The following is a 26,675-nucleotide window of genomic DNA, read 5'->3' on the forward strand; positions in this document are numbered from 1 at the left end:
GCGTCGCGAAGCCTTGATGCCTGTTGGATCCACCGGCGGCTTCGCTCCGTAAACTGAACGATTTTCTATCGATCCTCGTTTCACTCGGGTCGGATCATGCTCTAGGCGATCAGCTGTCCAGGAAGGACCGCAGCTTGCGCGACCGGCTTGGATGCTTCAGCTTGCGCAGCGCCTTCGCTTCGATCTGGCGGATACGCTCGCGCGTTACCGAGAACTGCTGGCCGACTTCTTCCAGCGTGTGATCGGTGTTCATGCCGATGCCGAACCGCATGCGCAGCACGCGCTCTTCGCGCGGCGTGAGCGAAGCGAGAACGCGCGTGGTCGTCTCGCGCAGGTTTGCCTGGATCGCCGCGTCGATCGGCAGGAGCGCATTCTTGTCCTCGATGAAATCACCGAGATGCGAATCCTCTTCGTCGCCCACGGGGGTTTCGAGCGAGATCGGCTCCTTGGCGATCTTCAGAACCTTGCGCACTTTCTCCAGCGGCATTGCCAGCTTCTCAGCCAGCTCTTCCGGCGTCGGCTCGCGGCCGATTTCATGCAGCATCTGGCGCGAGGTCCGGACGATCTTGTTGATCGTCTCGATCATGTGCACCGGAATGCGGATGGTGCGGGCCTGGTCGGCGATCGAACGGGTGATCGCCTGCCGAATCCACCAGGTCGCATAGGTCGAGAACTTGTAGCCGCGCCGGTACTCGAATTTGTCGACCGCCTTCATCAGGCCGATATTGCCTTCCTGGATCAGATCCAGGAATTGCAGGCCGCGATTGGTGTATTTCTTGGCAATCGAAATGACGAGGCGCAGATTGGCCTCGACCATCTCCTTCTTGGCGATGCGCGCCTCGCGCTCGCCCTTCTGCACCATCGAGACGATGCGGCGGAATTCGGTGATCGAAATGCCGGTTTCGGTCGCAAGATTCTGGATCTCCTGGCGGATTTCGCGGATCTTGTTGTTTTCGGCGCGGGCAAACTCCTTCCAGCCGCGGGCGGCCAGGTTGGAGATCGACTTCATCCAGTGCGGATCGAGCTCGGCACCCTGGTACTGCTCCAGGAAGCTGTCGCGCTTCACGCCGTAGGATTCGGCGAGACGCAGCAGGCGACCCTCGTTCTGGACGAGACGCTTGTTGATGTCGTAAAGCTGCTCGACCAGGCTTTCGATGCGGTTCTGGTTGAGCGACAGCGACTTCACCGCAGTGATCAGCTGGTCCTTCAGTTCCTTGTAGCGCCGCTCCTGCCCAGTGGACAAAGTGCCGGTGCAGGACAGGCGGGCTTCCACCTGCTGGTCCTGCAGCTTGCGCAGCTTGCGATAGCTTTCGGCAATGAAATCCAGCGTTTCCATGACCTGCGGGCGCAGCTCGGCTTCCATGGCGGCAAGCGAGAGGTTGGACTCATCGTCGTCCTCCTCCTCTTCCTCCATGGGTGGCAGGTCGCCGCCCACATTGGTGATGTCGTCATCGCCGGACGATGCCGCGCGGCTCTTGCGGGTCTTTTCCTTCTCCTCGGCCGCCTTGCGGTCGGCTTCGATCTTTTCCGGGCTCTGGAACTGCGGCGCAGCCTTGGCTTCCGGCCCCGAATAGGTCGTTTCGAGATCGATGATCTCGCGCAAGAGCGTCGTGCCTTCGTTCAGCTCGTCGCGCCAGATGATGAGGGCCTGGAACGTCAGCGGGCTTTCGCACAGGCCCGCGATCATCGTCTCGCGGCCGGCCTCGATGCGCTTGGCAATGGCGATTTCGCCTTCGCGCGACAAAAGTTCGACCGAGCCCATTTCGCGCAGATACATGCGCACCGGATCGTCCGTGCGGTCGGCCGGTTCCTTCTTCTTGGCGGCCGCAACCGCGGTGCCGCTGGTAGGCGCCAGTTCGCCACCCTCGGTTTCGCCGTCATCGTCATCGCCGTCGTCGTTGGACGCCTGCTCTTCCGCTTCCTCATCCTCGACGACATTGATGCCCATGTCCGACAACATGGCCATCGTGTCCTCGATCTGCTCGGAGGTCACTTCTTCGGAAGGCAGCACGGCGTTCAGCTCGTCCATCGTCACGTAACCGCGCTTCTTGGCGAGCTTGATCATTTTCTTGACGGCATCGTCGGAAAGATCGAGAAGCGGACCGTCCGTAGCGCCGTCGCGTTCGTTCTCTGCTTCGTCGTTTTCTTTGACTTTGGTTGCCATATAATTGTCTTTCCTTGGACGTCATTCGCGGACAGCCGACAACCGCTGTCGCGCTTGCGAATCACATTCACTCACCTACCGGGTGCGTATTTAAAACCCGCTTAACCAACCGGAAGCTCCCGTCGCAAAAGGCTAATTTTTGCCTTCACGCAATGCGCCCGATCTCGGTGGCTGATACGCTCTGACCCGCCTAAGTCTGCCTGAGACGGTGATTCCCACAAATTTCCCTTCCGTCAAGCCTTTATCCGGGCGGCACGCCGTTAAAAGTGGAGAAATCGAGACAGCACGCAGCTATCATCGGCTCTGACTGCGGTGGTTGACGCTTATTTAGGGAGCATTCCCCCAAAGACAAGACGTTGCGCGGCAGAGGCCGGCGGCCGACCGGCCGCCTGGGCCAGAGCCCGCTCACGCGCGTCACGCTCCATTGCTCGCGCACCACCTTTATGCCGCCCCCATTAGTCCCACGGCTCTTCCCATACGCGCTTCTGCGGCCTTTCCCAGGGCCCTGCCCCAACCAATTTCCCGGCCTGGCACCCTCAGCCGCTGCCGGGGCTTATCGCGACACCCTTCACCCGTCCCGACATGACGCCGAACCCGTCGATGATCGCCTCCTGGTTTTCCATGCGGCTGATCTCCGACTGCACCTCCGACAGAGCCCGCAACAGGAGGTCGATGCTTGTCTCGTCGCCCTCCTCCGTCGCGGCGGTAATCGCCCGCTCCAGTTCCATCTTCTGCAGCCTCAGCGCCTTGGTGCGCTTGTGCAAGGACAGCGCCTGGCGATAGCCTTCGCGTGCATCCTCCATGGCCGCGGCTTCGGTGGCAATCCACAGCCTTGCATTGCGCACCTGCTGCTCCAGCGCCGCAAGAAGCGCCTCGAACCCCTGCCCGGCGAGTTTCTCCAGAAGATATTGCCGCGACAGCTGCGGACCCGCGGTTGCCGCTGCCGGAAGCACGGCCGACCAGAAGCGCTGCAGATCGCGGTTCTCGAAGTCGATGGCGGCAATCTCGTCATATTCTTCCAGAAGAAGCTGCGGATGATTGACGATGGTGATCGCCAGCACCACTTCGCGCAGCGCCGGCAGGTCCTGATAGCCGCGCACCAGGCCGGAGCGCGCCAGCCGGTCGGATATTCCGAGCGCCCGCGGCGCCTGGAAGCCGCCGCTGCCCTGGCCGCGCGCGCCTGCGGACTGGTTGCGTCCGCGCGGCGCGAAGGGCTGGCCCTGGCCGCCCTGCCGCAGATCGGGGCGGAAGAAGGTGTTCAGCTTCTCGCGCATATGCTGTTGATAAAACCGCCGCACGCCCTCATCGGCGATGACGGAGACCGTCTGCTTCAACCGGGCCTCCAGCTCCGCCCGGCGCTCCGGCGTATCATAGGTCGTATTGCCGGTTTCGCGCATCCAGATCATCTCGGCGAGAGGCTTGGCCTGCGACAGGACGAGATCGAAGGGCGCGCGGCCCTCATGACGCACGAGATCGTCCGGATCCTTGCCATCCGGCAGCAGGGCGAAGCGGACCGTGCGGCCCGGCTTGATATGCGGCAGGGCCAGATCGGCGGCCCGGTGCGCGGCGCGCAGACCGGCGCCGTCGCCATCGAAGCAGAGAACCGGCTCCGGCGTCATGCGCCACAGGAGCTCCAGCTGATTCTCCGTCAGCGCCGTGCCGAGCGGTGCCACGGCATTTTCGACGCCGGCCTGATGCAGCGCGATGACATCCATATAGCCCTCGACGGCGATCACCACCGGCGGCTGGGCATCCGGCCCCTTCGACGCGGCCTGCGAGGCGCGGCGCGCGCGGGTGAAATTGTAAAGGACATTGCCCTTGTGGAAGAGCTCCGTCTCGTTCGAGTTCAGATATTTGGCCATGGCATCCGCCGCCATGGCGCGGCCGCCAAAGGCGATCACCTTGTCGCGCGAGGACAGGATCGGAAACATGATCCGGTCCCGGAAGCGGTCATAGGAGACCGGCACGTTCTCGTGGATCACCAGGCCGCAGGCCTCGATCTGCTCCTTCAGCACGCCCTTGGATGCCAGATGCTCCTTGAGCGCATTGCGGCTCTCCGGAGCATAGCCCAGGCGAAAGGTCTCGATCGTGCGCGCCGTCAGGCCGCGATCGCGCAGGTAGGCGCGCGCCTTGGCGCCGGCCGCTGTCTGCAACTGATCCTGAAAGAAGAGCGTCGCCATCTCCATGACATCGGTCAGGCTGGCACGTTCGCGCTCGCGCCGCTCCGCCTGCACATCCGGCTGCGGAAGGGCAATGCCGGCAAGGTCGGCGATCTGCTGGACCGCTTCGGGAAAGCTCAGGCCTTCCAGCTCCTGCAGGAAGCGGAAATGATCGCCCGACACGCCGCAGCCGAAGCAGTGATAGCGTCCCTTGCGGTCCTCGCAGTGGAAGCTCGGGCTCTTTTCGCCGTGGAACGGGCAGCAGGCCCAGAAATCGCCGCGCGAGGCCTGGGTCTTCTTCCTGTCCCAGGTCACACGACGACCGATCACGGCCGAAATCGGCACGCGGTCACGGATTTCGTCGAGAAACTGGTTGGAAAACCGCATCGTCACCTCGTGGACAAGCCTTCCTATAGGCTTGAATGGCTGGAAAGACCATGCTCAAGGGTCAAAACTCGATCAGGTTTCGGGCGTGGCGCGAGCGGATTTTGTTTGCGAATAGGAGAAGAGGCTGCCGTGGAGCCGAACTCCACAAAGCCTTTTCGACGCCCTCGCAGGCAAAATCCGCCGCGTCCCGTAGGGATATGGCGAAAATCGTCCATTCCCACGTCGCGAAGCCTTGATGCCTGTTGGATCCACCGGCGGCTCCGCTCCGTAAACTGAACGATTTTCTCTCATACCACGCTCCAAATCCTGATTGAGTTTTGACCCTAGGGTCGGCCAGGTCCTGTCCCTGACCGATATCCACAGGGCTGGCCACAGGCTTTCGCGAAGCCTTTGCGATGCTTTCGCAAAGGCCCGGCCCCGGAGGACCGCCGCCTGCGCAACATTTCATCCCTAGCCCAACTTGCGACTTTTTTGCGGCGAATGGGCCTTCTCAAAAATTACGATTTTTTAAGTTGAATGCAGCGCCGAACAGGATTTGAGTGGGGCTGTTCTTCCTGACGTCCCACTCTCCATCGGGAAGAACGGATCGGCACCTTGCCCCCCAACAGGGTGCCCCGGCATTGCCTCCTGCCCCCGGATGGCAATGTTCATGTCCAGGCGTAGAGGCAGAGCCCTCCCGAGCTCTGCCTCGCTTGTTTCGGGTTTCCAAGACAAGCGGGCGCCGAGACGGCATAAGGCCTGGCTGCAATGCCTCGCCAATTTCGACTACCGGCTTTTACTTCAGCATATCCTTGACGATGCCGGATGCCTTCGCGAAATCCATCTGGCCGGCATAACGCTCCTTCAGGAGCGCGATGCACTTGCCCATGTCGCGCAAGCCCTGGGCATCGGTTTCCTGGATGATGCCGGCAATGATCTGGCGCACCTTCTCGTCGGACAGCTGCTCGGGAAGAAAATCCCGGATGACCTCGATTTCCGCCTGCTCCTGATCGGCCAGTTCCGCGCGACCGCCTTCCAGATAGATCTTGGCCGATTCTTCCCGCTGCTTGATCATCTTCTGCAGGATCTGCAGGATCTCGTCATCGCTGACAGGGTCCTTGCCCGTGCCACGATTGGCGATATCGCGATCCTTGATGGCCGTCTGGATGAGACGCACGGTGGACAGGCGTCGGGCCTCCTTCGCCTTCATCGCATCCTTCATGGCATTGGAAAGCTTGTCACGCATCATATTATTGTTCTCCTTCGGAAAAGCGCAGGCGGCCAGGCGGCCGTCGCTCGTCTCTTCCTGTCTGTGCGCTGCCGTCATAGCGCAGCCGCATCGGAGGATCAATCTGGCCGCACGCCTTGACGCGGCGCGCCGAGATTTCCATTTCAGGCAAGAGAGCATGATTGACCGCCTCGACACCTTTCGCTATGTCGGGCACCTGCACGATCATGATATGAAGAGCCTGGCGCGAGACGCAGACGTCCGCGCGCCCCTTTCTTTCGACCATAGATGGCCCCACCGTCCTGCTGCTTCAAGTGGCGGGGCTCGGGCGGAGACGAACCGACATGACTGAGACAGCACCCTGGACCTCCCGCAAGCCGACCGCCGTTCTTGTCCTCGCCGATGGAACGGTGATCGAGGGTCACGGGATCGGCGCCACGGGCAAGGTGACGGCAGAAGTCTGCTTCAATACCGCCCTGACCGGCTATGAGGAAATCCTCACCGATCCGTCCTATCTCGGCCAGATCGTGACCTTCACCTTCCCGCATATCGGCAATATCGGCACGAATGAGGAAGACATCGAGGACCTGACGCCGGCTGCCCGCCGCGGCGCCGTCGGCACAGTCTTCAAGGCGGATATCACCGACCCCTCCAATTACCGCGCAACCCGCCATCTGAACGAATGGCTGCAGTCGCGCGGCATTATCGGCCTGTCGGGCATCGACACCCGGGCGCTGACCGCCTGGATCCGCGAAAACGGAGCGCCCAACGCCGTCATCGCCCATGATCCGAACGGCAATTTCGACATCGAGGCGCTGAAGGCGGAAGCCCGCGCCTGGAGCGGCCTTGTGGGTCTCGATCTTGCCAAGGAAGCCACGTCCGGACAATCCTCGCAGTGGACGGAAGGTCCCTGGGTGTGGAACGAAGGCTATGCCGAAAACGGCCCCGACACTGCGAAATACCACATCGTCTGCGTGGATTACGGCGTCAAGCGCAACATCCTGCGCCTGTTTGCCGGCCTCGACTGCAAGGTGACCGTCGTCCCGGCGCAGACATCCGCCGAAGACATCATGGCGCTGAAGCCGGATGGCGTGTTCCTGTCGAACGGACCGGGCGATCCGGCCGCGACCGGCGAATATGCCGTGCCGGTGATCCGCGATATCATCAAGAGCGAGACGCCGACCTTCGGCATCTGCCTCGGCCATCAGATGCTGGGGCTGGCGCTTGGCGCGACCACGGAGAAGATGCACCAGGGTCACCATGGCGGCAATCATCCGGTCAAGGATCACACCACTGGCAAGGTGGAGATCGTCTCGATGAACCATGGCTTCGCCGTGGCGTCGTCCTCCCTGCCGGAGGGCGTGGAAGAGACGCATATCTCCCTGTTCGACGGCTCCAATTGCGGCCTGCGGCTATCCGGCAAGCCGGTCTTTTCCGTCCAGCATCATCCGGAAGCCTCGCCGGGCCCGCAGGACAGCCATTACCTCTTCCGCCGCTTCATCAACATGGTCCGCGAGAAGAAGGGCGAGCCGGCTCTTGCCGAACGCTGATCGAGGCTCGATCGGCTGAAGGCCGCGCCTTGTCGCTGGCAGGTCCAGGCTCGCTTGCATTGAAAAAGAAACGGCCCGCTTTGACGCGGGCCGTTTTCGTTTGGCCGGCGGTTTCCGGCCCGGCCGTCACTCAGGCGCGGCGCACCAGGAACCAGAAGCGCAGCGACAGCATGATGGCCGCCGCCATCAGGCCGGTGACGAAGCCGATCCAGATGCCCGGGCCGCGCAGATCCAGAGCAAAGCCGAACAGCCAGGCGCAGAAGAAGCCGATCGGCCAATAGGCGATCAGAGCCAGGATCATTGGGATCTTGGTGTCCTTCAGGCCGCGCAGCAGGCCGGCAGCCACCGCCTGCAGACCATCGAACATCTGAAAGGCCCCTGCCGCGACGATCAGCGGGATGGACAGGAGCAGCACCTCCTGCGCATCCGGCTGCGTGGTATCGAGGAACAGCCGGCCGAGGGCTCCAGGGATAAGCGCGAACAGGGCGCTGCCCATTGCCGCAATGCACATGCCGATCACCAGAACCGCGATCGCCGCCCGCCGCACCCCCAGCGGATCGCCGCGACCATGGGCGATGCCGACCCTGACCGAGGCCACCTGGGCAAGGCCGAGCGGGATCATGAAGGCGATCGACGCCAGCTGCAGGGCAATGCCGTGCGCGGCCAGTTCCTGCGTACCGAGCAGGCCCATCAGCAGCGAGGCGGCGGAAAACAGGCCCGCTTCGGCCAGGATGGTGAAGCTGATCGGCAGGCCGACGCTCAGGATCTCGCGAAACGCCACCCAGTCCGGCCGCCAGAAGCGGACGAAAAGCTCGTAGCCGCGCATATCCTCCCGGCTTTCGATGTAGAGGACGATCAGCGCCAAACCGAGGAGGTTCGAGCCGAGCGAGGCGATCGCCGCGCCCTGGAGGCCCCATTGCGGCAAGCCGAAATGGCCGAAGATCAGCCCGTAATCCAGAACCGCGTTCAAGAGGAACATGCCGATGGTGACGTAGAGCACGATGCCGCCGCGCTCCAGCGCGCTGACAAAGGCCCGCAGCACCATCAGCAGAAGCGCCGGGAACATGCCCCATTGCAGGATGCGCAGATAGCCCTCCGCCAGGCTGGAGACCTCCGGATCCTGGCCGAGGGATAGGAGAATCGGTTTGGAGAACCAGAGCAGCGGCGCCGTCAGCACGCCATAAGCGATCACCACCCACATGCCCATCCGCACCGACCGACGGGCCTGCACGGCATCCCCCCGGCCGATCGCCTGAGCCACCAGCGGCACCACCGCATTGGAAAAGCCGGTGCCGAAGATGAGGACGACAAAGAACATCTGCGTGGCCAGCACCACTGCCGCCAGCTGCGTCGTTCCCAGCCAGCCGACCATGATGACATCCGTGGTATTGATCGCCATCTGCGCCAGCTGCGCGCCGACAAAGGGCAGGCCGAGCAGGAGCGTGCCGCGAATATGGGCGCCCCAGCCATTATTGGCCGATGCGAGGCGGGCAGCGTCGAGCTTAGCCATGGGTGCACTCCGAACAGCGGTGGAGCAGGACCTGATCCCCTGCGCATGGTTCCGGCAGACCGGCTGCCCTGCCCGCCGCCGGACAGGGATCACCGGATGGCCGAGGCAGGAGAGGTCATGGCTGCAGCTGCATGCGTTCGGATCGGTCTTCGCTCCAGATTTGCAAAATGAAAAAGCCGTTGCCCGAAAAAGGGGCAGACGGCTCGTCCCATTCTCTAGTCAAAGCTGTTTCGACAGACAAGCCGAATGCGCAATCCAGCAGAACTATTGCTGGCACCCTTCACAAAAGATGATGGATGCCGTCGAGAGCCGATCGCCTGGCATCCTGCGCATTCATGGTCGACGGGGCGAACCGGGGTCGGAGACCTGTTTCCGGATTAGGTAAAACAGCAGGCATGGCAGGATCAGCGCGACAAGCAGAAGAAGGGGGCTCATCGGCAAAGCCCCCTCGAAGACCACCTGATGCATGAGGCGGTAGGGCAGAAGCGTGAAGCCGCCCGCGATGACAATGCCCCCCAGATAGATCGTCGCAACCATGCGTTTATGGGCGGCGATGCGGCCTGTTCTGGCCAGCTGAACGGCCCGCAGGCAACCGGCGATCGTCGTGAGCGACAGGATGTGGATCGGGCTGAAGCCCCGCCAGACATTCAGCTCGTGAATGAAAAACGAGGACAGCGCGGTCGAGATCATCAGACCGATCCACACCCGCCCGAGCAGGCGGTGAAGTGGGGTTCCCCGGCCTCGCCAGATGAGGAGGAAGGCGCCGATGGCTGCGGCCGGCAGAACCGTCGCGACGTGGATCTGCACGGCAAGCGGGGCGGTGAAAAGCGGTTCAAGTGTCATGGCAGGATCAAGACCCGTTTGAAATCCCGCTCCTTCTCCGGCAAGACTGCGTACCGGCAAACCGCAATGACGTGAATCGGGAGAAGACATTCGTGAGCCCCGCAAAACTGCAAGCCGCGCTTCGCGAATTGCAAGATTTCCTGAGCTCCTGGCGCTACTGGGCCACCATTGCCCTGGTGATTCTCGTCTTCACCGTGACCGGCCCCTTCGGGACCGGCGACAGGATGCCGGTTCTGCAGCGCCTGTCCTTCTGGGCGCTGCTGCACCTCATGGCCTTCACCACCGCATTGTTGATGGCGAGCCTGGTCGACGTCATCCTGCAGGCGAAGATCCGCTCGCGCCTTGCCCGAATGATGCTTGGCTCATCGCTTGCCGCAGTTCCCATCGGCTTTGCCATTGTCCTGCTGCAGGCAGGCTTCTTCGGCTCGGCCGTGACGGTGAGCGAGTTTGCCGAGCAGGTCCGCATCTCCCTGCCGCTCTGCCTGCTTCTGTGTCTGCTGACCTATCTGACCAGCGGCGAGCCGCAACAGGCGTTGAAATCCGAGCCAGGGGCAAAGTTACAGCCGGAGCGAGAGGCAGAGTCAGAGGCAGACCCAAAGCCAGAGGCAGATTTCGCGCCGATCCGGCAGGAACCGCCCTGTCCTGAGGGGTCATCGGGCGCTCCGCCCCTCCTTCTGCGGCTGAAGCCCGAAAGCCGCGGCCGCCTGCACCGCCTCTCGGTGCAGGATCATTATACGCAGGTCGTCACCTCCCGCGGCAGCCAGCTTATCCTGCTGCGTTTCGCCGACGCGCTGAACGAAACGGGAGCGATTGCCGGCCAGCGCATCCACCGCTCGCATTGGGTGGCGGAGGATCAGGTGAAAGGCCTCGCCCGCGAGGGCGGCAGGCTGATCGTCGAAACCATGGACGGCGCTCGGCTGCCTGTCAGCCGGCCCTATGAGGCGGCGATCCGGGCCCGCTTCGGCAGACCCATGGCGGCAACCGCCGGCAAGGAGCGGCCTTGATGGCGTGAGAGCGTGAGGCCCAGACCTAAAGCTGCTCGAACCGGGGCGAGAACGTGTCGCAGGCCTGGATGTCGCCGCTGGTGAAGCCGGCGCGGAACCAGCGCATGCGCTGCGCCGATGTGCCGTGGTTGAAGCTTTCCGGCACAACATAGCCCTGCGCGCGCTTCTGCAGGGTGTCGTCGCCGATCTGCCTGGCCGCATTCAGCGCCTCGTCCAGATCGCCCTGTTCCAGAAGACCGCGCTGCTCGGTGGATTTTCCCCAGACACCGGCAAAGCAATCCGCCTGCAATTCCACCCGCACCGACATGCGGTTCGCATCGGCCTCGCTCATGGTGCGGCGCATTTCGTTGAACTTCGGCAGAACGCCGATGAGGTTCTGAACATGGTGGCCCACTTCATGGGCTATGACATAGGCCTGGGCGAAATCGCCCGAGGCGCCGAATTTCTGCGACAATTGCCGGAAGAATTCCGTATCCAGATAGACCTTGCTGTCACCGGGGCAGTAGAAGGGGCCGGTGGCGGCGGAAGCAAAACCGCATTGCGACTGCGTCTGCCCGGAAAACAGCACCAGCCGCGGCTCCTCGTAGCGGCCGCCGCTTTGCGAGAAGACGCGGTTCCAGGTATCTTCGGTCTCGGCCAGCACTGTTTTGACGAAGGCCGTCATATCCTCGTCGGCGGCGCTGCGCGGCGCCTGCTGCTGCTGATAGCCGCCCGCACCCTCGTCCAGCCCGACATCGCCGCCCGATAGAAGCGTCAGCGGATTGATGCCGAGAACGGCGCAGACGATCAGGATCAGGATCAATCCACCAATGCCTATCCCGCCGCCGCGTCTTCCACCGCCGCCGATCGGGATGCGGAACCCCGGCCCGGATCGCATTCCACCCGATTGTCCCCGCCGGTCCTCGACATTGCCCGACTGTCTGCGTCCGCGCCATTCCATGGCAGATTTCCTTGTCTGATGATTACCGCTAAACGACAGGACCGGTGATTGCGTTCCGGCAGGACGACGAAGCCGGGCCGTGAGCGCATCGCCGCGGACGATTGGCTATCACGCAGGCCCCGGCGACGTCCACTTCGTCCCCTCGATCTCGAGCGCCAGGGCCGCCGAAAGGCAGAGGCGCAGAACAGGGAGATCGACTTTTTCCGCTTGCCTGAGGAAACTTCATTTTGAGGGTTCCGTTCGAAGCCACATTTCCCTATAAGCCGCTTCTAGCCTGAAAGAACCCACATCTTGCGCCCGACCGGTGATACCCCTCACCCGGCCGGTTTTCGGTGCAGGAATGAAAAAGCGGAAAGACGACATGCCGAAGCGCCAAGATATCAAGTCCATCCTCATCATTGGCGCGGGTCCGATCGTCATCGGCCAGGCCTGCGAGTTCGACTATTCCGGCACCCAGGCCTGCAAGGCTTTGCGGGAGGAAGGCTATCGGGTCATCCTGGTCAATTCCAATCCGGCGACCATCATGACCGATCCGGGGCTTGCCGACGCCACCTATGTCGAGCCGATCACGCCCGAAGTCGTCGCCAAGATCATCGCCAAGGAACGTCCCGACGCGCTCCTGCCGACCATGGGCGGACAGACGGCGCTCAATACGGCGCTGTCCCTGAAGCGCATGGGCGTGCTCGACCGCTACAATGTCGAAATGATCGGCGCCAAGCCGGAGGCCATCGACAAGGCGGAAGACCGCGCGCTCTTTCGCGAGGCCATGGCGACGATCGGGCTGGAAACGCCCCGCTCCATGCTGGCCAATGCCACCGAAATCAAGGATGCCGACCGCAAGAAGCACGAGGCTGAGCGCGCCAAGCTGCGCGAGACGCTCTCCGGCGATGCCCTGGACAAGGCGCTCGACGAGCTTGAGAACCAGTGGAACCTCGGCGAGACGGATCGCAAGCAGCGCTATATGGCGCATGCCATGGCCATTGCCGCCCAGGCGCTCGACCATGTCGGCCTGCCCGCCATCATCCGCCCCTCCTTCACGCTGGGCGGCACCGGCGGCGGCATTGCCTATAACCGCTCGGAATTCTTCGATATCGTCAATGGCGGTCTTGATGCCTCCCCCACCACCGAAGTGCTGATCGAGGAATCGGTGCTTGGCTGGAAGGAATATGAGATGGAGGTCATCCGCGACCGTGCGGATAACTGCATCATCATCTGCTCCATCGAAAACATCGATCCGATGGGCGTCCATACCGGCGATTCCATCACGGTTGCCCCCGCCTTGACCCTGACGGACAAGGAATACCAGATCATGCGCAATGCATCGATCGCGGTCTTGCGCGAGATCGGCGTGGAAACCGGCGGCTCGAACGTCCAGTTTGCCGTCAATCCGAAGGATGGCCGCCTGGTAGTCATCGAAATGAACCCGCGCGTCTCGCGCTCCTCCGCACTGGCTTCGAAGGCCACGGGCTTCCCGATTGCCAAAGTCGCCGCCAAGCTGGCCATCGGCTATACGCTGGACGAATTGGAAAACGACATTACCGGCGGCGCGACGCCGGCCTCTTTCGAGCCTTCGATCGATTACGTGGTGACCAAGATCCCGCGCTTCGCCTTCGAGAAATTCCCCGGCGCAAGCCCGGTCCTGACCACGGCCATGAAATCGGTCGGCGAAGTCATGGCGATCGGCCGCACCTTTGCCGAATCGCTGCAGAAGGCCCTGCGCGGGCTCGAAACCGGCCTGACGGGGCTGGACGAGATCGAGATTCCCGGCCTCGGCGCCAATGGCGACAATGCCGACGACAAGAATGCCATTCGTGCCGCCATCGGCACGCCGACGCCGGACCGGCTGCGCATGGTGGCCCAGGCTCTGCGGCTTGGAATGTCGGAAGCCGAAGTGCATGAAGGCTGCAAGATCGATCCCTGGTTCATTGCCCAGTTGAAGGCGATCGTCGACATGGAGGCGCGCATCCGCCAGCACGGCCTGCCGGCCGATGCGGAAAACCTGCGCATGCTGAAGGCCATGGGCTTTTCCGATGCCCGCCTGGCTTCGCTGACCAATGGCAAGCCGAAGGATGTTGCCATGCAGCGCAATGCGCTCGGCGTGCGCCCGGTCTTCAAGCGGATCGACACCTGTGCCGCGGAATTCGCCTCCCCCACCGCCTATATGTATTCCACCTACGAGACCCCCTTCGTCGGCGCGGCGCGCTCGGAAGCGGATGTTTCGGACCGCAAGAAGGTCGTCATCCTCGGCGGCGGCCCGAACCGGATCGGCCAGGGCATCGAATTCGACTATTGCTGCTGCCACGCCGCCTTCGCCCTGAAGGATGCCGGCTTCGAAGCGATCATGATCAATTGCAACCCGGAAACCGTATCGACCGATTACGACACCTCCGACCGCCTGTATTTCGAGCCGCTGACCGCCGAGGACGTCATCGAGATCCTGCGCGCCGAGCAGGAAAAGGGTGAAGTGGTGGGCGTCATCGTGCAGTTTGGCGGGCAGACGCCGCTGAAGCTCGCCGAAGCGCTGGAGAAGAACGGCATCCCGATCCTCGGCACCGCTCCGGATGCGATCGATCTCGCCGAAGATCGCGACCGCTTCCAAAAGCTCCTGATGAAGCTGGACCTGACCCAGCCGAACAACGGCATTGCCTATTCCGTCGAACAGGCGCGGCTTGTCGCATCCGAGATCGGTTTCCCGCTGGTCGTTCGCCCCTCTTATGTTCTGGGTGGCCGCGCCATGCAGATCATCCACAACGAGACCATGCTGCAATCCTACCTGCTCGACACCGTGCCGGAACTGGTTCCGGAAGACATCAAGCAGCGCTATCCGAACGACAAGACGGGCCAGATCAACACGCTGCTCGGCAAGAACCCGCTGCTCTTCGACAGCTACCTCACCAATGCCATCGAGGTGGATGTGGACGCGCTGTGCGACGGCGAGAGCGTCTTCGTTTCCGGCATCATGGAACATATCGAGGAAGCCGGCATCCATTCCGGCGACAGCGCCTGCTCCCTGCCCGTGCGGTCGCTGTCGAAGGAGACCGTCGATGAACTGGAACGCCAGACGACTGCACTTGCCAAGGCGCTGAATGTCGGCGGCCTCATGAATGTCCAGTATGCCATCAAGGACGGTACGATCTACGTCCTCGAAGTCAATCCGCGCGCCTCGCGCACCGTGCCCTTCGTGGCCAAGACCATCGGCGCGCCGATTGCCAAGATTGCCGCACGGATCATGGCCGGCGAGAAACTGGACGCGGCGATCGCCGCCTATGGCGAAAAGCCGGATCCGCGCAATCTCAAGCATATTGCGGTGAAGGAAGCCGTCTTCCCCTTTGCCCGCTTCCCGGGCGTCGATACGCTGCTGGGCCCGGAAATGCGCTCCACCGGCGAAGTCATCGGCCTGGACCGCGATTTCGCTCTGGCCTTCGCCAAGAGCCAGCTGGGCGCCGGTGTCGAACTGCCGCGCGACGGCTCGGTCTTCGTCTCGGTGCGCGACGAGGACAAGAGCCGCGTCCTGCCGGCCATCCAGCTCCTCGTCCAGATCGGCTTCAAGGTTCTCGCAACCGGCGGGACCCAGCGCTTCCTCGCCGAAAACGGCATCGAGGCGGTGAAGGTCAACAAGGTTCTGGAGGGCCGTCCGCATATCGAGGATGCCATCCGCAACCGGCAGGTCCAGCTGGTGATCAACACCACCGACAGCAACAAGGCGATCTCGGATTCGAAATCGCTGCGGCGCGCCGCGCTCATGCAGAAAGTGCCTTATTACACGACCATGGCCGGCGCCATGGCCGCCGCCCAGGCGATCGAAGCCCTGAAGAAGGGCCAGCTGGAGGTTCAGCCGCTGCAGAGCTATTTCTGAGGGGCTTGCCTATCGCCTGACGGCTAGATCCATGCTTCGGTGCATTGGCGCCGGAGCCACACAGTTTGCGCAAGTTTTCGCAAGCTCTGGCCAAGCTTCCCGCTCTAACTGGTTTCTGAAACTCTATCGCGTTTTTAAGAGTAGGATGCCGGACACCCCGTTTTTACGGTTTCGTCCTCGATCCTGCTTGCGGTGCACAGGGTCAGGAGTGTGTGGACGATGCGGATTGCGGCATGCCTGTCCGGCCAAAGCAGAACGGCTGCCTATTGCAAGCCCTATCTCGATCGCTTCTTCCGTGGCCACACGGTTGATTACTTCATCCATGCCTGGCCTCAGGACAGCCACCATCTGCCGCTCTATCGGCCGCGGGCGCTTTCCTGCGCAGTGCCCGCCGATCTGCGGGAAAAGGAACGCCTGGTCATCCAAAGCTTCGGCCAGTACGGCTGTCTCGGCCGGATCGCCATGTATTGGGGCATTGGCGAAGCGATCCGGCTTGTACCGAACGAAGGCTATGACCTTATCGTGCGGCTTCGCCCCGACATCATTCCGCTGACGCGGCTGAATGCGGCGCTTCGCCAGACGGAGACCTCCGCCATCTCCTTTGCCTATCTAATGCAGGACGCACGCGATGCCTGGCAGCCGCCCGGCCGCCTGCTCAGCCCGGCCGATCCGTCGCTCGCGGGCTATCACGACCACCTGTTCTTCGGCGTGCCACAGGCCATGCGGCATTTCGAGACGGCCTATGATCTTATCGAAAGCTATTGCGAGAGCCGTGCCGGCCTGCGGTTCAGCCCCGCACAATTCCTGCACTATGTCATTGCCGCGGGCGTCGAGACGCCGAAGCGGGCTCCCATCAGCGTGCATCTGATCGATGCGGATCATGCCCGCAGCGCCTTATCGCTTTATGCCTTCCGCCCACGCATGGAAACAAGGCGGGCGCGGGACCTCGAGCATGTGGCCCGTCATCATCCGGACCTCCTGCCTCTCTTCAGCGCCGAACCTGCCGCTCCCGGTGCGGTCGAGGAGTGGTTCGAGCGAGGCTTCGTACCGGGCATTGGCGACCAGGCGAGCCCGCACCTCTCCAAAGCGGCGCAAAAGGCGGCGCACCTGCTGCATCAGAGGTCGCTTTGATGGCGGCGCCCTCCTTCTTCAAATTCGTCCCCGGCCGCAGCAGGGAACTGACCCTGGTCTTCAGCCAGTGTTTCGTGGCACCCGGCCAGTTCGCCATCGAACGCACGCTGAAGGACTACCCGCATCCCACGCTGTTCCTGAACACTGTCGATAATGATTTCTACCAGCATGGCGTCCCGACCCTCGGCACGAGCGTCGAGGAAACGGTCCAGGTGCTGAAGGCCAGCGCGCAAAGGCTCTCCGCAAGCCATATACGCTGCGTCGGAATGAGCATGGGCGCCTCTGCGGCCATCCTGTTCGGTGCGCTTCTGAATGCCGATTGCGTCGTGGCGGTCGGGCCGGAACTGCAGATCGGCCTCCCCTGTCACCGCAGCCATTACCACAATAGAGACAGGCGGTTCGTTGCAGAGCATCAGGATCTCGTGCCGCATGCCCTGGCGCTCGGACCCCGCCTGCAGATGACATTCCCGGCCTATGATCTCGGCGACTGGCTGCATGCCGGAATGGCAGAGCAAGCGGGCCTCGCCTATCACTTCATGCGGCAGTTTCATTCCGGCGGCCAGTCGATCGATTGGCCGGGCCTGCTGGGAAGCAGCATCGACCGGACGGATCTGGCGAGTCATCTCACCACCCGGACCACTGGCCGGATTTCGCTGGAGCTGTTGCGACAGGGCGCATCGGCGCATGAGGCCTTTTGTCGCCGCGAACACGCACGAGCCTGCGATCTGGCGATGGCGGTGCATGCCGCCGCGCCGCTCGCCGGTCTTGCCTTCTTCATTGCCGCCAACCTCTTCTGCCAGAACCGGGTGGGGGAAGCGGATGACTGGTTGCGGCGCGCGCTTGTTCTTGACGAAGAGGGCCATGTGCGGCCGGCCCGCTTCGATTATGACTATTCGCATTTTCTTCCCAATCGCGAGCGCGCGCTCATGCGCGAACGCCTCTCCATCTTGCGCGGGCTGTCGCGCGGCTGAGAAGCGCGTCACCCCTGCCCGCTCGTCTCATCGCGGCACACCCCCCCTCAATCGCCGACCTAGTGATCCATCAACTGCTTGACCGAGCGCATATCCTCCTTGAACAGCGCCGTCTCATGCATCTTCCGATCCATGTCGGGAATGCGCAGCAGGTAGGACGGGTGCACCGTCACGAAGAGCTTGCGGCCCTCCGTCATCGCGATGACCTTGCCGCGGACATCGGAAAGCCGGTCCTTCTCGCCCGTCAGAGCGAAATAGGCGGTGGCGCCCATGGCCACCAGCAGTTTGGGCTGGACCAGATCCACCTCCTGCTTCAGCCAGAAGCGGCATTGCTCCACCTCCGCCTGGTTGGGTCTCTGATGGATGCGCCGCTTGCCGCGCGGTTCGTATTTGAAGTGCTTCACGGCATTGGTGACGTAAAGACGCGCGCGCGGCAGGCCCACATCGGAAAGAACGCCATCGAAGATCTTGCCCGCGGGACCGATGAACGGCCGCCCCGCGAGATCTTCCTGGTCGCCCGGCTGTTCGCCGACGATCATTGCCGCGGCGTCCTGTGCGCCCTCGCCGAAAACCGTCTGGGTTGCCTGGCAATGCAGGGGACAGAGCGTGCAGCCGCGCGCCGCCGCCCGCATGGCCTCGAGGCTTCCGGCGGGCTCCTGGCGAAGCTCCTCGGCCGCGTCCTGCGCCATGCGCTCCTGCAGCCTGGCATGGAAGGCCGGCGGCTGCGACGCCGCCTTTTCCGCCATGTCCCGCACTTTCGCCTCGGCATTGGCGATCAGATCGGGAATGAGCGCCGCTTCCGGCAGGTTCTTCCAGTATTTCTTCGGCATTTCGGCGGTCATCGCCTTTACCTTCAGCCGTGCCGGATTGAAGATATTGGCGTAGTAGATCCGCCACAGATCATCGGCGCCATCCTCGATATCCGGCTTTTGCGCCGGTGCGTCGGTAAGGGTCAGCGCCTCGCCATTCCAGGTGGCCGAACCCTTCGGCGTGGCGATGACCCAGTCCATGTCGAAGAAGCGCCGCTTGAAGAACGGCGCCATGCGGGCGACGATGAAATGATCCGGCTCGAACCACGCCACGAAGGCGCGCCGGGCGCCGTCGGTCTGTGCCGACGGCACCTCCTTGAAGCGGACGAAGGCCTTCATCTTGTGACTGTCGCGCCGCACGGCCTTGTCCAGCCGGCGCGCCAGGATGACATCCTCGTCGGATACCACCTGCAGGAGGGATCGGTCGCGGCCGATACGCCAGAGCAGCCGGTAAAGCAGGGCGAACCGGCCGGGATCGGAATGGCAGATGACGCTTTGGGCCAGCTCGATGAAAGCCGGCGGCACGGACACAGGAGGCCTTGCGGCAGGAGGTTCGCCGACAGCCGGCACGGGAAGAGGGACGACGGCGAAGGCCGAAAGATCGTCCGCCTCATCCTCCAACCGCCAGTCGATCTCCGTCGGCGGCACGCCGGCAAGCAGAAGCGGGCGCGCGGCATTGCGCCATTCGTCGAAATCGCCGCGACCTTTGAGACGGAGCGTCTGCATCAGAACAGCGTCAGCTGTTCCGGCTTCGGCGCGAACATCGCGCGCAGATCCGACCGCTCGAGCACCCTGTGCGGCGTCCATCCTTCCGCGACGATGAAAGGCTGGACCTTGCGCAGCGAGACGCCCAGCCGGCCGAGATCCTCCAGGCGAATGCGGCGGAAGCGGCGCGAGGACAGGATGGATTTGACCGTCTTGGTGCCGAAGCCGGGCACGCGCAGCAGGATCTCCTTCGCCGCGCGATTGACATCCACCGGAAAGCGATCGCGGTGCGCCAGCGCCCAGGACAGTTTCGGATCCAGATCGAGGTCCAGATTGCCATCGGCGGTGACCGAGGTGATTTCGCCAATATCGAAGCCATAGAACCGGTACAGCCAGTCGGCCTGGTAGAGCCTGTGCTCCCGCATCAGCGGCGGCTTGACCAGCGGCAGTTTGGAGGAGGCATCGGGAATGGGGCTGAAGGCGGAATAATAGACCCGCTTCAGGCCATAGCTGCCATAGAGCCTTGCGCTGGTGCCGAGGATCGTTGCATCGCTTGCACCGTCCGCGCCAACGATCATCTGCGTGCTCTGGCCTGCCGGGACGAAATGCTTGCGCTTCTTCGTGCGCAGCGTCGGCTCGGACGCATCCTCGATCTTCAGCCGGAGCTCACCCATGGCGCGGCGGATATTGTCGGGCTTCTTCTCCGGCGCGAAGCGGCCGATGCCGCTATCGGTCGGGAGCTCGATATTGATCGACAGGCGGTCGGCATAGAGCCCCGCCTCTTCGATCAGTCCCGGCGAGGCTTCGGGTATGGTTTTCAAATGAATATAGCCGCGGAAGTTATGCGTGGTTCGCAATTCGCGGGCGATGCGGACCATCTCCTCCATCGTGTGATCCGAGGAGCGGATGATCCCCGAGGAGAGGAACAGGCCTTCGATATAGTTGCGGCGATAAAATTCCAGCGTCAGCCAGATCACTTCCTCCGGCGTGAACCGGGCGCGCTCGACATTGCTCGACGATCGGTTGATGCAATAGGCGCAATCATAGATGCAGAAATTGGTGAGCAGGATCTTCAGAAGCGAGATGCATCGGCCGTCGGGAGCATAGGCATGGCAGATGCCGGACCCTTCCGTGGAGCCCAATCCGCCGCCGGCGCCGGACGAATTGCGCTTGGACGTGCCGCTGGATGCGCAGGACGCATCATATTTGGCGGCATCCGACAGGATCGCGAGGCGTTCTTTTAGCGACTTCTTCATTAGTGTGTTCTCTATCTGTTCCGGCCCTCGAAGTCAATACGCGGCGCCAAGGATATCGGACCACCTTGCAGCCGGGCGCGGCCGCACTATTTCGAATCTTCTGGAAATTCGATCCGCGTTTCTGCTATGATTCGCAAAATTGAGGATTTCGCATGGTTCCGGAGTATCGCTCCGGGACCTGTTTCTTTTTGTGGCTGCCTGTTGCGGCCATGAGACTGAGGAAAGACAAAATGGTTGACAAGGTACCGATGACGCCGTCCGGATTTACCAAGCTGCAGGAGGAACTGCGCTGGCGCCAGCAGGAGGAGCGTCCCCGGATTATCGAAGCCATTGCGGAGGCCCGTGCGCATGGAGATCTTTCGGAAAACGCCGAATATCATGCTGCCAAGGAGGCCCAGAGCCATAACGAAGGCCGCATCACCGAGCTCGAAGACCTGACGGCCCGTGCCGAGGTGATCGACCTGACGAAGATGTCCGGCTCCAAGATCAAGTTCGGCGCCACTGTGAAGCTGGTGGACGAGGATACCGACGAGGAAAAGGTCTATCAGATCGTCGGCGACCAGGAAGCCGATGTGAAGGAAGGCCGGATTTCCATTTCCTCGCCGATTGCCCGCGCCCTGATCGGCAAGGAAGTCGGCGACAGCATCGAGGTCAACGCGCCGGGCGGCTCGAAGGCCTATGAGGTGCTGCAGGTCAGCTGGGGCTGATATCCTCAAGCCTGGGCATCTCCCTTGACCATCGATCCGCGACAGGTTGACGTGATCGCGCCGCATTTCAAGCGGCGCCTTTCCGGCGTGACCTCGACCGTCATCCAGCTGGTACCGATCCAGAACCGGCTGGGCCAGAGGGTGGCTACCCTTGGTCCGGGCCTGCCCGACACGCTGCCGGCTTTACAGGGGAGCGATCTCTTGCATTTCTGGCGCCCGCCGCCGGGCCGTTCCTGCCGCGTCTGGCATGCCCGCCGCAATATCGAAATGCTGCCGGGAATCGTGCTGCGCGACCTGCTGCGCATGCCGTTGAAGCTCGTCTTTACGTCGGCCTCGCAGCGACACCACAGCGGCTGGACAAAATGGCTGATCTCCAGAATGGATCATGTGATCGCGGTATGCGGCAAGACCGCCTCCTATCTGGAGCGCGACAGCACCGTGATCCTGCACGGCATCGATCTGTTTCGCTTTTTGCCGGCTTCGGACAAGGCGCAGGCCAAGCGGGACGTCGGTCTTGATCCGGCCTTCCGCTATGTCGGCTGCTTTGGCCGCGTGCGCCATCAGAAAGGAACGGATCTCTTCGTCGACGCCATGCTCCGGCTCCTGCCCGATCGGCCGGACTGGAAGGCCGTGATCGCGGGCCGCGCCACCGCCAAGCACATCGCTTTCGAAGAGGAGCTGAAGGCCCGTGTCAAGGCGGCCGGCCTTGGCGACCGCATCCTGTTTGTCGGCGAGCATACCAATATCGATGCCTGGTATCGGGCTCTCGACCTGTTCGTGGCGCCGCAGCGCTGGGAGGGTTTCGGCCTGACCCCGCTGGAGGCCATGGCGAGCGCCGTGCCGGTGGTTGCCGCCGATGTGGGAGCCTTTGCCGAACTGATCGAGGATGGCCGCACCGGGCGCATGGTCGAGTGCGGCTCGCTTGATAGCTTCACGGCCGGCATCAGGCCCTATCTCGACACTCCCCTGCTTTGCGAGACAGAGGGCGCCGCAGCGCTTGCCCATATGCAAAAGAACTTCTCCATAGAGCATGAGGCCGTGGCGATCGGCCGCGTCTATGCCGATCTGCTGGGGGAGCGGCCGGTACCGTGATCGTCCACGTCATCAACCTGGACCGCAAGACCGACCGCATGGAGCGCATGCGCTTGGTGCTGAATGGTCTCGGCCTCGTGTTCGAGCGCGTGGCGGGAATCGACGGCCGGCAATTGCCGGAGGCCGAACTGGACCGCTGGTCCACCCGCAATGCGGAGGGCCGTCGCATCCTCTCGGCCGGCGAGATCGGCTGCCTGCTCAGCCACCGCGAGGCGTGGCGGCGCATCGCCGCAAGCGGCACGCCCGGTATCGTCGTGGAGGATGACATTCATCTGGCATTGCCGGCCGCCGAGCTTTTCGCGACCAGCGACTGGCTGCCGGCCGGCACGGATCTGGTCAAGATCGAAACCACCGGCAAACCGGTGCAACTCGACCGCGCGCGGCAGGCGATCGCCGCAGGTCTGTGGGTGGCGCGGCTGCACAGCGCCCATCTCGGCACCGCCGGCTATATCGCGACGCCCGCGGCGGCGCGCCGCCTCCTCGACGCAACGGAGTGCTGCGACCGGGCGCTCGATCACCTGATCTTCGATCCCGCCTCGCCGCTCTTCGAAAGGCTGGTAATCGCCCAGATGATCCCGGCTCTGTGCATGCAGGATCAATTCATGCCGAAGGAAACGCGACTGGGGCTGGACGGCGAAATCGAACGCGCCTGGGCCATCAACAAGGCGAAACGGTCGGTCGCGCAAAAACTGACGCGCGAGATCATGCGCTTGCGGCAGCAGGCAGAGTTTTACTGGAGCGGCTCGCCGCTCAATCCCTCCAGCGATCGCAGGACACTGCGCGTCGCACTGGCACCTGTCACCTCGCCACCTTTTGCCTCGCCACCTGTTCCCTCTGAAAGCATCGAAAAGCCCTGACGAGGGGTCGCTCCGCGGCAGGAGCAGCGTCAGCGCCAGCCAAGGCACGCGCCGCTTTGCAGCGATGGTACGGGAGCTTTACCGGGCCGTCATACCTCGACGAGGCCCAGCTTCTTCACCTGGCGGATGGTCAGCATGGTGCGCACAGTGTCGACATGCTCGTTGGCGGCCAGCACTTCGATGACGAAATCCTGAAAAGCAGTCAGGTTTTCCGCCGTGCAGCGCAGCAGGAAATCGCTGTCGCCCGAGACCATCCAGGCTTCGCGTACGATCGGCCAGCTCTGGGCCAGTGCCGCAAATTCCTTCAGATTGGCTTCGGACTGATGCTTCAGGCCCACGAGGCAGAAGGCCACGAGATCATAGCCCAGCTTCGGTCCGTTGAGGATGGCGGCATAGCCTTCGATCACGCCCGCCTCTTCCAGCTTTCGCACCCGGCGCAGGCATGGAGGAGCGGAAATGCCGACTCGGTCGGCAAGTTCGACATTGGTCATGCGGCCGTCGCGCTGCAATTCGCGCAGAATCTTGATGTCGATGGCGTCGAGTTCGGCTTTGAGCACGGTGGGCTCCTATAGGGTTGTCCGCCCCGCCCGAGCGGAGGCCGCCCGAACTGGATCCATTCGGGCCGACTTTCGCTCTAATAGCCAATGTCATTCCGAACGCAAGGAAAACGCGCAAGATTATGTCGCGATGACGCACCATTATTGTGCGTAACTCGGTGCTCCGCAGCAAGTGAGGGGCTGCGACCTTGAATTGCGGGAGGGAACGTTCATAAATGAGGGTAAAATGGCGCCTGGACGATAAGGGGTGACGCAACCCTGTATCGACCGAGCTGCGCCCGGAAAGGATCGCTCCCATGTCTGCCCGCCACGCGCACGTTCTTATCATCGGTTCAGGCCCTGCCGGCTATACTGCCGCCATCTATGCGGCCCGCGCCATGCTTCAACCGGTGCTGATCGCCGGTATGGAACAGGGTGGTCAGCTGATGATCACCACCGATGTCGAAAATTATCCGGGCTTCGCCGATCCGATCCAGGGCCCCTGGCTGATGGAGCAGATGCTGCAGCAGGCCAAGCATGTGGGGTCCGAAATCGTCAATGACCTGGTGACCTCCGTCGAACTCAACCAGCGCCCGTTCCTGGTCCGCACCGATTCGGGCCAGGTCTGGACGGCCGATACGCTGATCATCGCCACCGGTGCCAAGGCGAAATGGCTCGGCATTGCAAGCGAGCAGCATTTCCAGGGCTTTGGCGTTTCCGCCTGCGCCACCTGCGATGGCTTCTTCTACCGCAACAAGGATGTGATCGTGGTGGGCGGCGGCAATTCCGCAGTCGAAGAGGCGCTGTATCTCTCCAACATTGCCCGGTCGGTCACCGTCGTGCATCGCCGCGACAGCTTCCGCTCGGAGAAGATCCTCCAGGAACGCCTGTTCCAGCGCCCCAATGTAAAGGTCATGTGGAATACCGAGATCGCCGAGATCACCGGCGAGCTCGCCAAGCCGCCGATGCCGCCCTCGGTGACCGGCGCGCGCCTGCGCAATACCGTGACAGGCGACATCAGCGACATGCCGATCGATGGCGTCTTCGTGGCCATCGGTCACGCCCCGGCCACCGAGCTGTTCAAGGATCAGGTGAAGCTGAAGGATAACGGCTATATGTGGACGGCGCCGGATTCGACGGCGACCAGCATACCCGGCGTCTTTGCCGCCGGCGATGTGACCGACGACACCTTCCGCCAGGCGATCACCGCCGCCGGCATGGGCTGCATGGCCGCACTTGAGGCCGAACGCTATCTCGCGGGTATCCAGCCCGTCATCGCACAAGCGGCGGAGTGATAATGGGCGTACCACTTGACTGGGACAAACTGCGGATTTTCCACGCGGCAGCCGAGGCTGGATCCTTCACGCATGCCGCCGACAAGCTGCACCTGTCCCAGTCGGCGATCAGCCGCCAGGTCAGCGCGCTGGAACAGGATGTGGGCGTCAAGCTCTTTCACCGGCATGCGCGCGGCCTGATCCTGACCGAACAGGGCGAACTGCTCTACCGCACGGCCCATGACGTTCTGCTGAAGCTGGAAACCGTCAAGGTTCAGCTGACCGAGACCACCGAGAAGCCAAGCGGCAAGCTGCGGGTGACGACGACTGTCGGGCTCGGCCAGGGCTGGCTCACCGACAAGGTGCAGGAGTTCCTGCAGCTTTACCCGGAAATGTCGATCCAGCTGATCCTCGACAATGAGGAGCTGGACGTGAACATGCGTCACGCGGACTGCGCGATCCGCCTGCGGCAGCCGCAGCAATCGGACCTGATCCAGCGCAAGCTCTTCACCGTCCATATGCATGTCTATGCCGCTCCTTCCTATATCAACCGCTTTGGCGAGCCGCAGACGGTGGAGGACCTGGATCATCACCGCATCATCACCTTCGGCGAGCCGGCGCCCAATTACCTCCTCGATGTGAACTGGCTTGAATATGCCGGGCGCAATTCGGACAATACCCGATCGCCGCACCTGCAGATCAACAGCCAGACCTCGATCAAGCGGGCCTGCCTGCTGGGAATCGGCATAGCCGTCCTGCCCGATTACATCGTCGGGCGCGATCCAGGCCTTATCCAGCTTGCGATCAATGCCGATATTCCTTCGTTCGACACCTATTTCTGCTACCCTGACGAGATGAAGAACGCGGCAAAGTTGAAAGTTTTTCGTGATTTTATCGTGGCGAAGGCGCGCAACTGGAATTTCTGACAGCTTGTGCAAGCATCTGAGCAGGTGTCGTTTTACCTAGGACCGTCAGTGACTTGCGGGTTATGCGAAGCCTCTTTGACGTTCCCCGACCGTAAGCCGTGCGCCTGGCGCATGGCTGGGATGCGTTAAGCGGCATTGTTCGGTGCCCAATAAAGAACCATATCGCACATAGCTGATGCACATGGTGGCTTTTCCTCCCAGTTCCACCGCAGCAGCTGTTCCCCTCTGGAGGTTTTTGACCTTCACACTTACAAGGGCCCTGGAGCAATCCGGCGGCCCTCTTTTTTTGCCCTTTCTCTTCCACGCCGTTGATCAGCACCCCGCCCGGCCCCGCAGCCGCCGACCGATCCCTCTTCCCTCCCCTCTTTAAATCGGGAATTCCCGATCTATATATCGGTTGTAGACGATTTACGCACCGTCGCGCCGGAAGCGTGGCGGAAAGAGTGGCCCGACCCATGGACAAGATCGACATATTCAAAGCTCTGTCGCATCCGGTGCGCGTCGAATTTTTGGAATGGATGCGCGAGCCGCAGGCGAACTTCTCGTCGCAGGCGCATCCTCTCGACATGGGGATCTGCGCGAACCAGTTCGAGAAGCGCTGCGGCCTCTCGCAATCCACCGTCTCGGCCCATCTTGCCACGCTGGAAAAGGCCGGTCTGGTGACGACCACCAGGGTCGGCCAGTGGACCTTTTACCATCGCAATGAGGACGCCATCCGCGCCTTCCTCGTGACACTCCAGGACACGCTGTAAGCACATCCTGATCCTCCCCAACCGAATCTGAAACCAACC

General features: G+C 62.6%; 21 protein-coding genes. 11 read left to right on the forward strand and 10 right to left on the reverse strand.

Annotation, left to right across the window (positions count from 1 at the left end):
* Positions 1-109: 109 nt before the first annotated feature.
* The 4 genes from rpoD to QTJ18_RS15710 all read right to left on the reverse strand — a co-directional run bounded on the left by rpoD (position 110) and on the right by QTJ18_RS15710 (position 6,146).
* Complete coding sequence (rpoD, locus tag QTJ18_RS15695) at positions 110-2,164, reverse strand: RNA polymerase sigma factor RpoD (RefSeq protein ID WP_252751115.1); 2,055 nt, start codon at positions 2,162-2,164, stop codon at positions 110-112.
* A 536-nt stretch (positions 2,165-2,700) separates the two neighbouring features.
* Complete coding sequence (gene dnaG, locus QTJ18_RS15700; protein WP_252751116.1) at positions 2,701-4,710, reverse strand: DNA primase; 2,010 nt, start codon at positions 4,708-4,710, stop codon at positions 2,701-2,703.
* 775 nt (positions 4,711-5,485) lie between these two features.
* A complete protein-coding gene (locus QTJ18_RS15705; RefSeq protein WP_252751359.1) occupies positions 5,486-5,935 on the reverse strand; it encodes a GatB/YqeY domain-containing protein in 450 nt (149 codons plus the stop codon).
* A 4-nt stretch (positions 5,936-5,939) separates the two neighbouring features.
* Entirely contained in the window at positions 5,940-6,146 is a 207-nt protein-coding gene (locus tag QTJ18_RS15710; RefSeq protein WP_252751117.1) for a hypothetical protein, read from the reverse strand.
* A gap of 115 nt (positions 6,147-6,261) precedes the next feature.
* On the opposite strand from QTJ18_RS15710, the gene carA reads away from it, so the two are divergent.
* Positions 6,262-7,467: a glutamine-hydrolyzing carbamoyl-phosphate synthase small subunit gene (carA, locus tag QTJ18_RS15715; RefSeq protein WP_252751118.1), complete on the forward strand. Its 1,206-nt coding sequence runs from the start codon at positions 6,262-6,264 to the stop codon at positions 7,465-7,467.
* A 130-nt stretch (positions 7,468-7,597) separates the two neighbouring features.
* Here carA and QTJ18_RS15720 read toward each other — a convergent pair whose 3' ends face one another.
* Together QTJ18_RS15720 and QTJ18_RS15725 are read right to left on the reverse strand one after the other, a co-directional pair.
* Entirely contained in the window at positions 7,598-8,977 is a 1,380-nt protein-coding gene (locus QTJ18_RS15720) for an MATE family efflux transporter (RefSeq protein ID WP_252751119.1), read from the reverse strand.
* A 333-nt stretch (positions 8,978-9,310) separates the two neighbouring features.
* Positions 9,311-9,820 (reverse strand): DUF2306 domain-containing protein, encoded by a 510-nt coding sequence (locus tag QTJ18_RS15725; protein ID WP_252751120.1) that lies wholly within the window; start codon positions 9,818-9,820, stop codon positions 9,311-9,313.
* Between the two features lie 92 nt (positions 9,821-9,912).
* Between QTJ18_RS15725 and QTJ18_RS15730 the strand changes: the two genes are divergently transcribed.
* The gene (locus QTJ18_RS15730; RefSeq protein ID WP_252751121.1) at positions 9,913-10,824 is read left to right on the forward strand and encodes a LytTR family DNA-binding domain-containing protein; all 912 of its coding nucleotides are present in this window, start codon (positions 9,913-9,915) and stop codon (positions 10,822-10,824) included.
* A 25-nt stretch (positions 10,825-10,849) separates the two neighbouring features.
* On the opposite strand, the gene ypfJ is transcribed toward QTJ18_RS15730, so the two are convergent.
* Entirely contained in the window at positions 10,850-11,764 is a 915-nt protein-coding gene (gene ypfJ, locus QTJ18_RS15735; protein WP_252751122.1) for a KPN_02809 family neutral zinc metallopeptidase, read from the reverse strand.
* A gap of 361 nt (positions 11,765-12,125) precedes the next feature.
* Between ypfJ and carB the strand changes: the two genes are divergently transcribed.
* The 3 genes from carB (at position 12,126) to QTJ18_RS15750 (ending at position 17,722) form a co-directional block, all read left to right on the forward strand.
* Entirely contained in the window at positions 12,126-15,620 is a 3,495-nt protein-coding gene (gene carB / locus QTJ18_RS15740) for a carbamoyl-phosphate synthase large subunit (protein ID WP_252751123.1), read from the forward strand.
* A 219-nt stretch (positions 15,621-15,839) separates the two neighbouring features.
* On the forward strand, positions 15,840-16,751 hold the full coding sequence (locus QTJ18_RS15745) for a hypothetical protein (protein WP_252751124.1): 912 nt from the start codon (positions 15,840-15,842) through the stop codon (positions 16,749-16,751).
* The gene (locus QTJ18_RS15750; RefSeq protein ID WP_252751125.1) at positions 16,751-17,722 is read left to right on the forward strand and encodes a hypothetical protein; all 972 of its coding nucleotides are present in this window, start codon (positions 16,751-16,753) and stop codon (positions 17,720-17,722) included. The genes QTJ18_RS15745 and QTJ18_RS15750 overlap by 1 nt, the downstream gene beginning before the upstream one ends.
* A gap of 59 nt (positions 17,723-17,781) precedes the next feature.
* Here the strand turns inward: QTJ18_RS15750 and QTJ18_RS15755 are convergent, their stop codons facing one another.
* Complete coding sequence (locus QTJ18_RS15755) at positions 17,782-19,257, reverse strand: UdgX family uracil-DNA binding protein (protein WP_252751126.1); 1,476 nt, start codon at positions 19,255-19,257, stop codon at positions 17,782-17,784.
* On the reverse strand, positions 19,257-20,492 hold the full coding sequence (locus QTJ18_RS15760; RefSeq protein WP_252751127.1) for a putative DNA modification/repair radical SAM protein: 1,236 nt from the start codon (positions 20,490-20,492) through the stop codon (positions 19,257-19,259). Before QTJ18_RS15760 ends, QTJ18_RS15755 begins: the two co-directional genes overlap by 1 nt.
* A gap of 230 nt (positions 20,493-20,722) precedes the next feature.
* Between QTJ18_RS15760 and greA the strand changes: the two genes are divergently transcribed.
* Genes greA through QTJ18_RS15775 form a run of 3 tightly spaced genes read left to right on the forward strand, consistent with a single transcriptional unit; the run spans position 20,723 to position 23,148 of the window.
* The gene (greA, locus tag QTJ18_RS15765; protein ID WP_252751128.1) at positions 20,723-21,199 is read left to right on the forward strand and encodes a transcription elongation factor GreA; all 477 of its coding nucleotides are present in this window, start codon (positions 20,723-20,725) and stop codon (positions 21,197-21,199) included.
* Between the two features lie 24 nt (positions 21,200-21,223).
* Positions 21,224-22,291 carry a glycosyltransferase family 4 protein gene (locus QTJ18_RS15770; RefSeq protein WP_252751129.1) on the forward strand — a complete coding sequence of 356 codons (1,068 nt, stop codon included), beginning with the start codon at positions 21,224-21,226 and terminating at the stop codon, positions 22,289-22,291.
* On the forward strand, positions 22,288-23,148 hold the full coding sequence (locus tag QTJ18_RS15775; protein ID WP_252751130.1) for a glycosyltransferase family 25 protein: 861 nt from the start codon (positions 22,288-22,290) through the stop codon (positions 23,146-23,148). Before QTJ18_RS15770 ends, QTJ18_RS15775 begins: the two co-directional genes overlap by 4 nt.
* 89 nt (positions 23,149-23,237) lie before the next feature.
* On the opposite strand, the gene QTJ18_RS15780 is transcribed toward QTJ18_RS15775, so the two are convergent.
* Positions 23,238-23,705 carry an Lrp/AsnC family transcriptional regulator gene (locus QTJ18_RS15780; RefSeq protein WP_252751131.1) on the reverse strand — a complete coding sequence of 156 codons (468 nt, stop codon included), beginning with the start codon at positions 23,703-23,705 and terminating at the stop codon, positions 23,238-23,240.
* Positions 23,706-24,001: 296 nt separating this feature from the next.
* Here QTJ18_RS15780 and trxB point away from each other — a divergent pair, with 296 nt between their 5' ends.
* From trxB to QTJ18_RS15795, 3 genes are all read left to right on the forward strand, one after another.
* A complete protein-coding gene (gene trxB / locus QTJ18_RS15785; protein WP_252751132.1) occupies positions 24,002-24,979 on the forward strand; it encodes a thioredoxin-disulfide reductase in 978 nt (325 codons plus the stop codon).
* Positions 24,980-24,981: 2 nt separating this feature from the next.
* On the forward strand, positions 24,982-25,884 hold the full coding sequence (locus QTJ18_RS15790) for a LysR family transcriptional regulator VtlR (protein ID WP_252751133.1): 903 nt from the start codon (positions 24,982-24,984) through the stop codon (positions 25,882-25,884).
* Positions 25,885-26,339: 455 nt separating this feature from the next.
* Positions 26,340-26,636 (forward strand): ArsR/SmtB family transcription factor, encoded by a 297-nt coding sequence (locus QTJ18_RS15795; protein WP_252751134.1) that lies wholly within the window; start codon positions 26,340-26,342, stop codon positions 26,634-26,636.
* Positions 26,637-26,675: the final 39 nt, after the last annotated feature.

Origin of the sequence: Rhizobium sp. SSA_523 (assembly GCF_030435705.1) — a bacterium.
In the GTDB taxonomy this organism is placed as follows: Bacteria; Pseudomonadota; Alphaproteobacteria; order Rhizobiales; family Rhizobiaceae; genus Neorhizobium.

Coding starts and splice junctions, on each gene's coding strand:
- QTJ18_RS15725 (WP_252751120.1), bottom strand. CDS start 9,820: ATGACACTTGAACCGCTTTTCACCGCCCCGCTTGCCGTGCAGATCCAC.
- QTJ18_RS15705 (WP_252751359.1), bottom strand. CDS start 5,935: ATGCGTGACAAGCTTTCCAATGCCATGAAGGATGCGATGAAGGCGAAG.
- QTJ18_RS15750 (WP_252751125.1), top strand. CDS start 16,751: ATGGCGGCGCCCTCCTTCTTCAAATTCGTCCCCGGCCGCAGCAGGGAA.
- QTJ18_RS15710 (WP_252751117.1), bottom strand. CDS start 6,146: ATGATCGTGCAGGTGCCCGACATAGCGAAAGGTGTCGAGGCGGTCAAT.
- carA (WP_252751118.1), top strand. CDS start 6,262: ATGACTGAGACAGCACCCTGGACCTCCCGCAAGCCGACCGCCGTTCTT.
- ypfJ (WP_252751122.1), bottom strand. CDS start 11,764: ATGGAATGGCGCGGACGCAGACAGTCGGGCAATGTCGAGGACCGGCGG.
- QTJ18_RS15795 (WP_252751134.1), top strand. CDS start 26,340: ATGGACAAGATCGACATATTCAAAGCTCTGTCGCATCCGGTGCGCGTC.
- QTJ18_RS15755 (WP_252751126.1), bottom strand. CDS start 19,257: ATGCAGACGCTCCGTCTCAAAGGTCGCGGCGATTTCGACGAATGGCGC.
- dnaG (WP_252751116.1), bottom strand. CDS start 4,710: ATGCGGTTTTCCAACCAGTTTCTCGACGAAATCCGTGACCGCGTGCCG.
- QTJ18_RS15720 (WP_252751119.1), bottom strand. CDS start 8,977: ATGGCTAAGCTCGACGCTGCCCGCCTCGCATCGGCCAATAATGGCTGG.
- carB (WP_252751123.1), top strand. CDS start 12,126: ATGCCGAAGCGCCAAGATATCAAGTCCATCCTCATCATTGGCGCGGGT.
- QTJ18_RS15790 (WP_252751133.1), top strand. CDS start 24,982: ATGGGCGTACCACTTGACTGGGACAAACTGCGGATTTTCCACGCGGCA.
- QTJ18_RS15760 (WP_252751127.1), bottom strand. CDS start 20,492: ATGAAGAAGTCGCTAAAAGAACGCCTCGCGATCCTGTCGGATGCCGCC.
- trxB (WP_252751132.1), top strand. CDS start 24,002: ATGTCTGCCCGCCACGCGCACGTTCTTATCATCGGTTCAGGCCCTGCC.
- QTJ18_RS15745 (WP_252751124.1), top strand. CDS start 15,840: ATGCGGATTGCGGCATGCCTGTCCGGCCAAAGCAGAACGGCTGCCTAT.
- greA (WP_252751128.1), top strand. CDS start 20,723: ATGGTTGACAAGGTACCGATGACGCCGTCCGGATTTACCAAGCTGCAG.
- rpoD (WP_252751115.1), bottom strand. CDS start 2,164: ATGGCAACCAAAGTCAAAGAAAACGACGAAGCAGAGAACGAACGCGAC.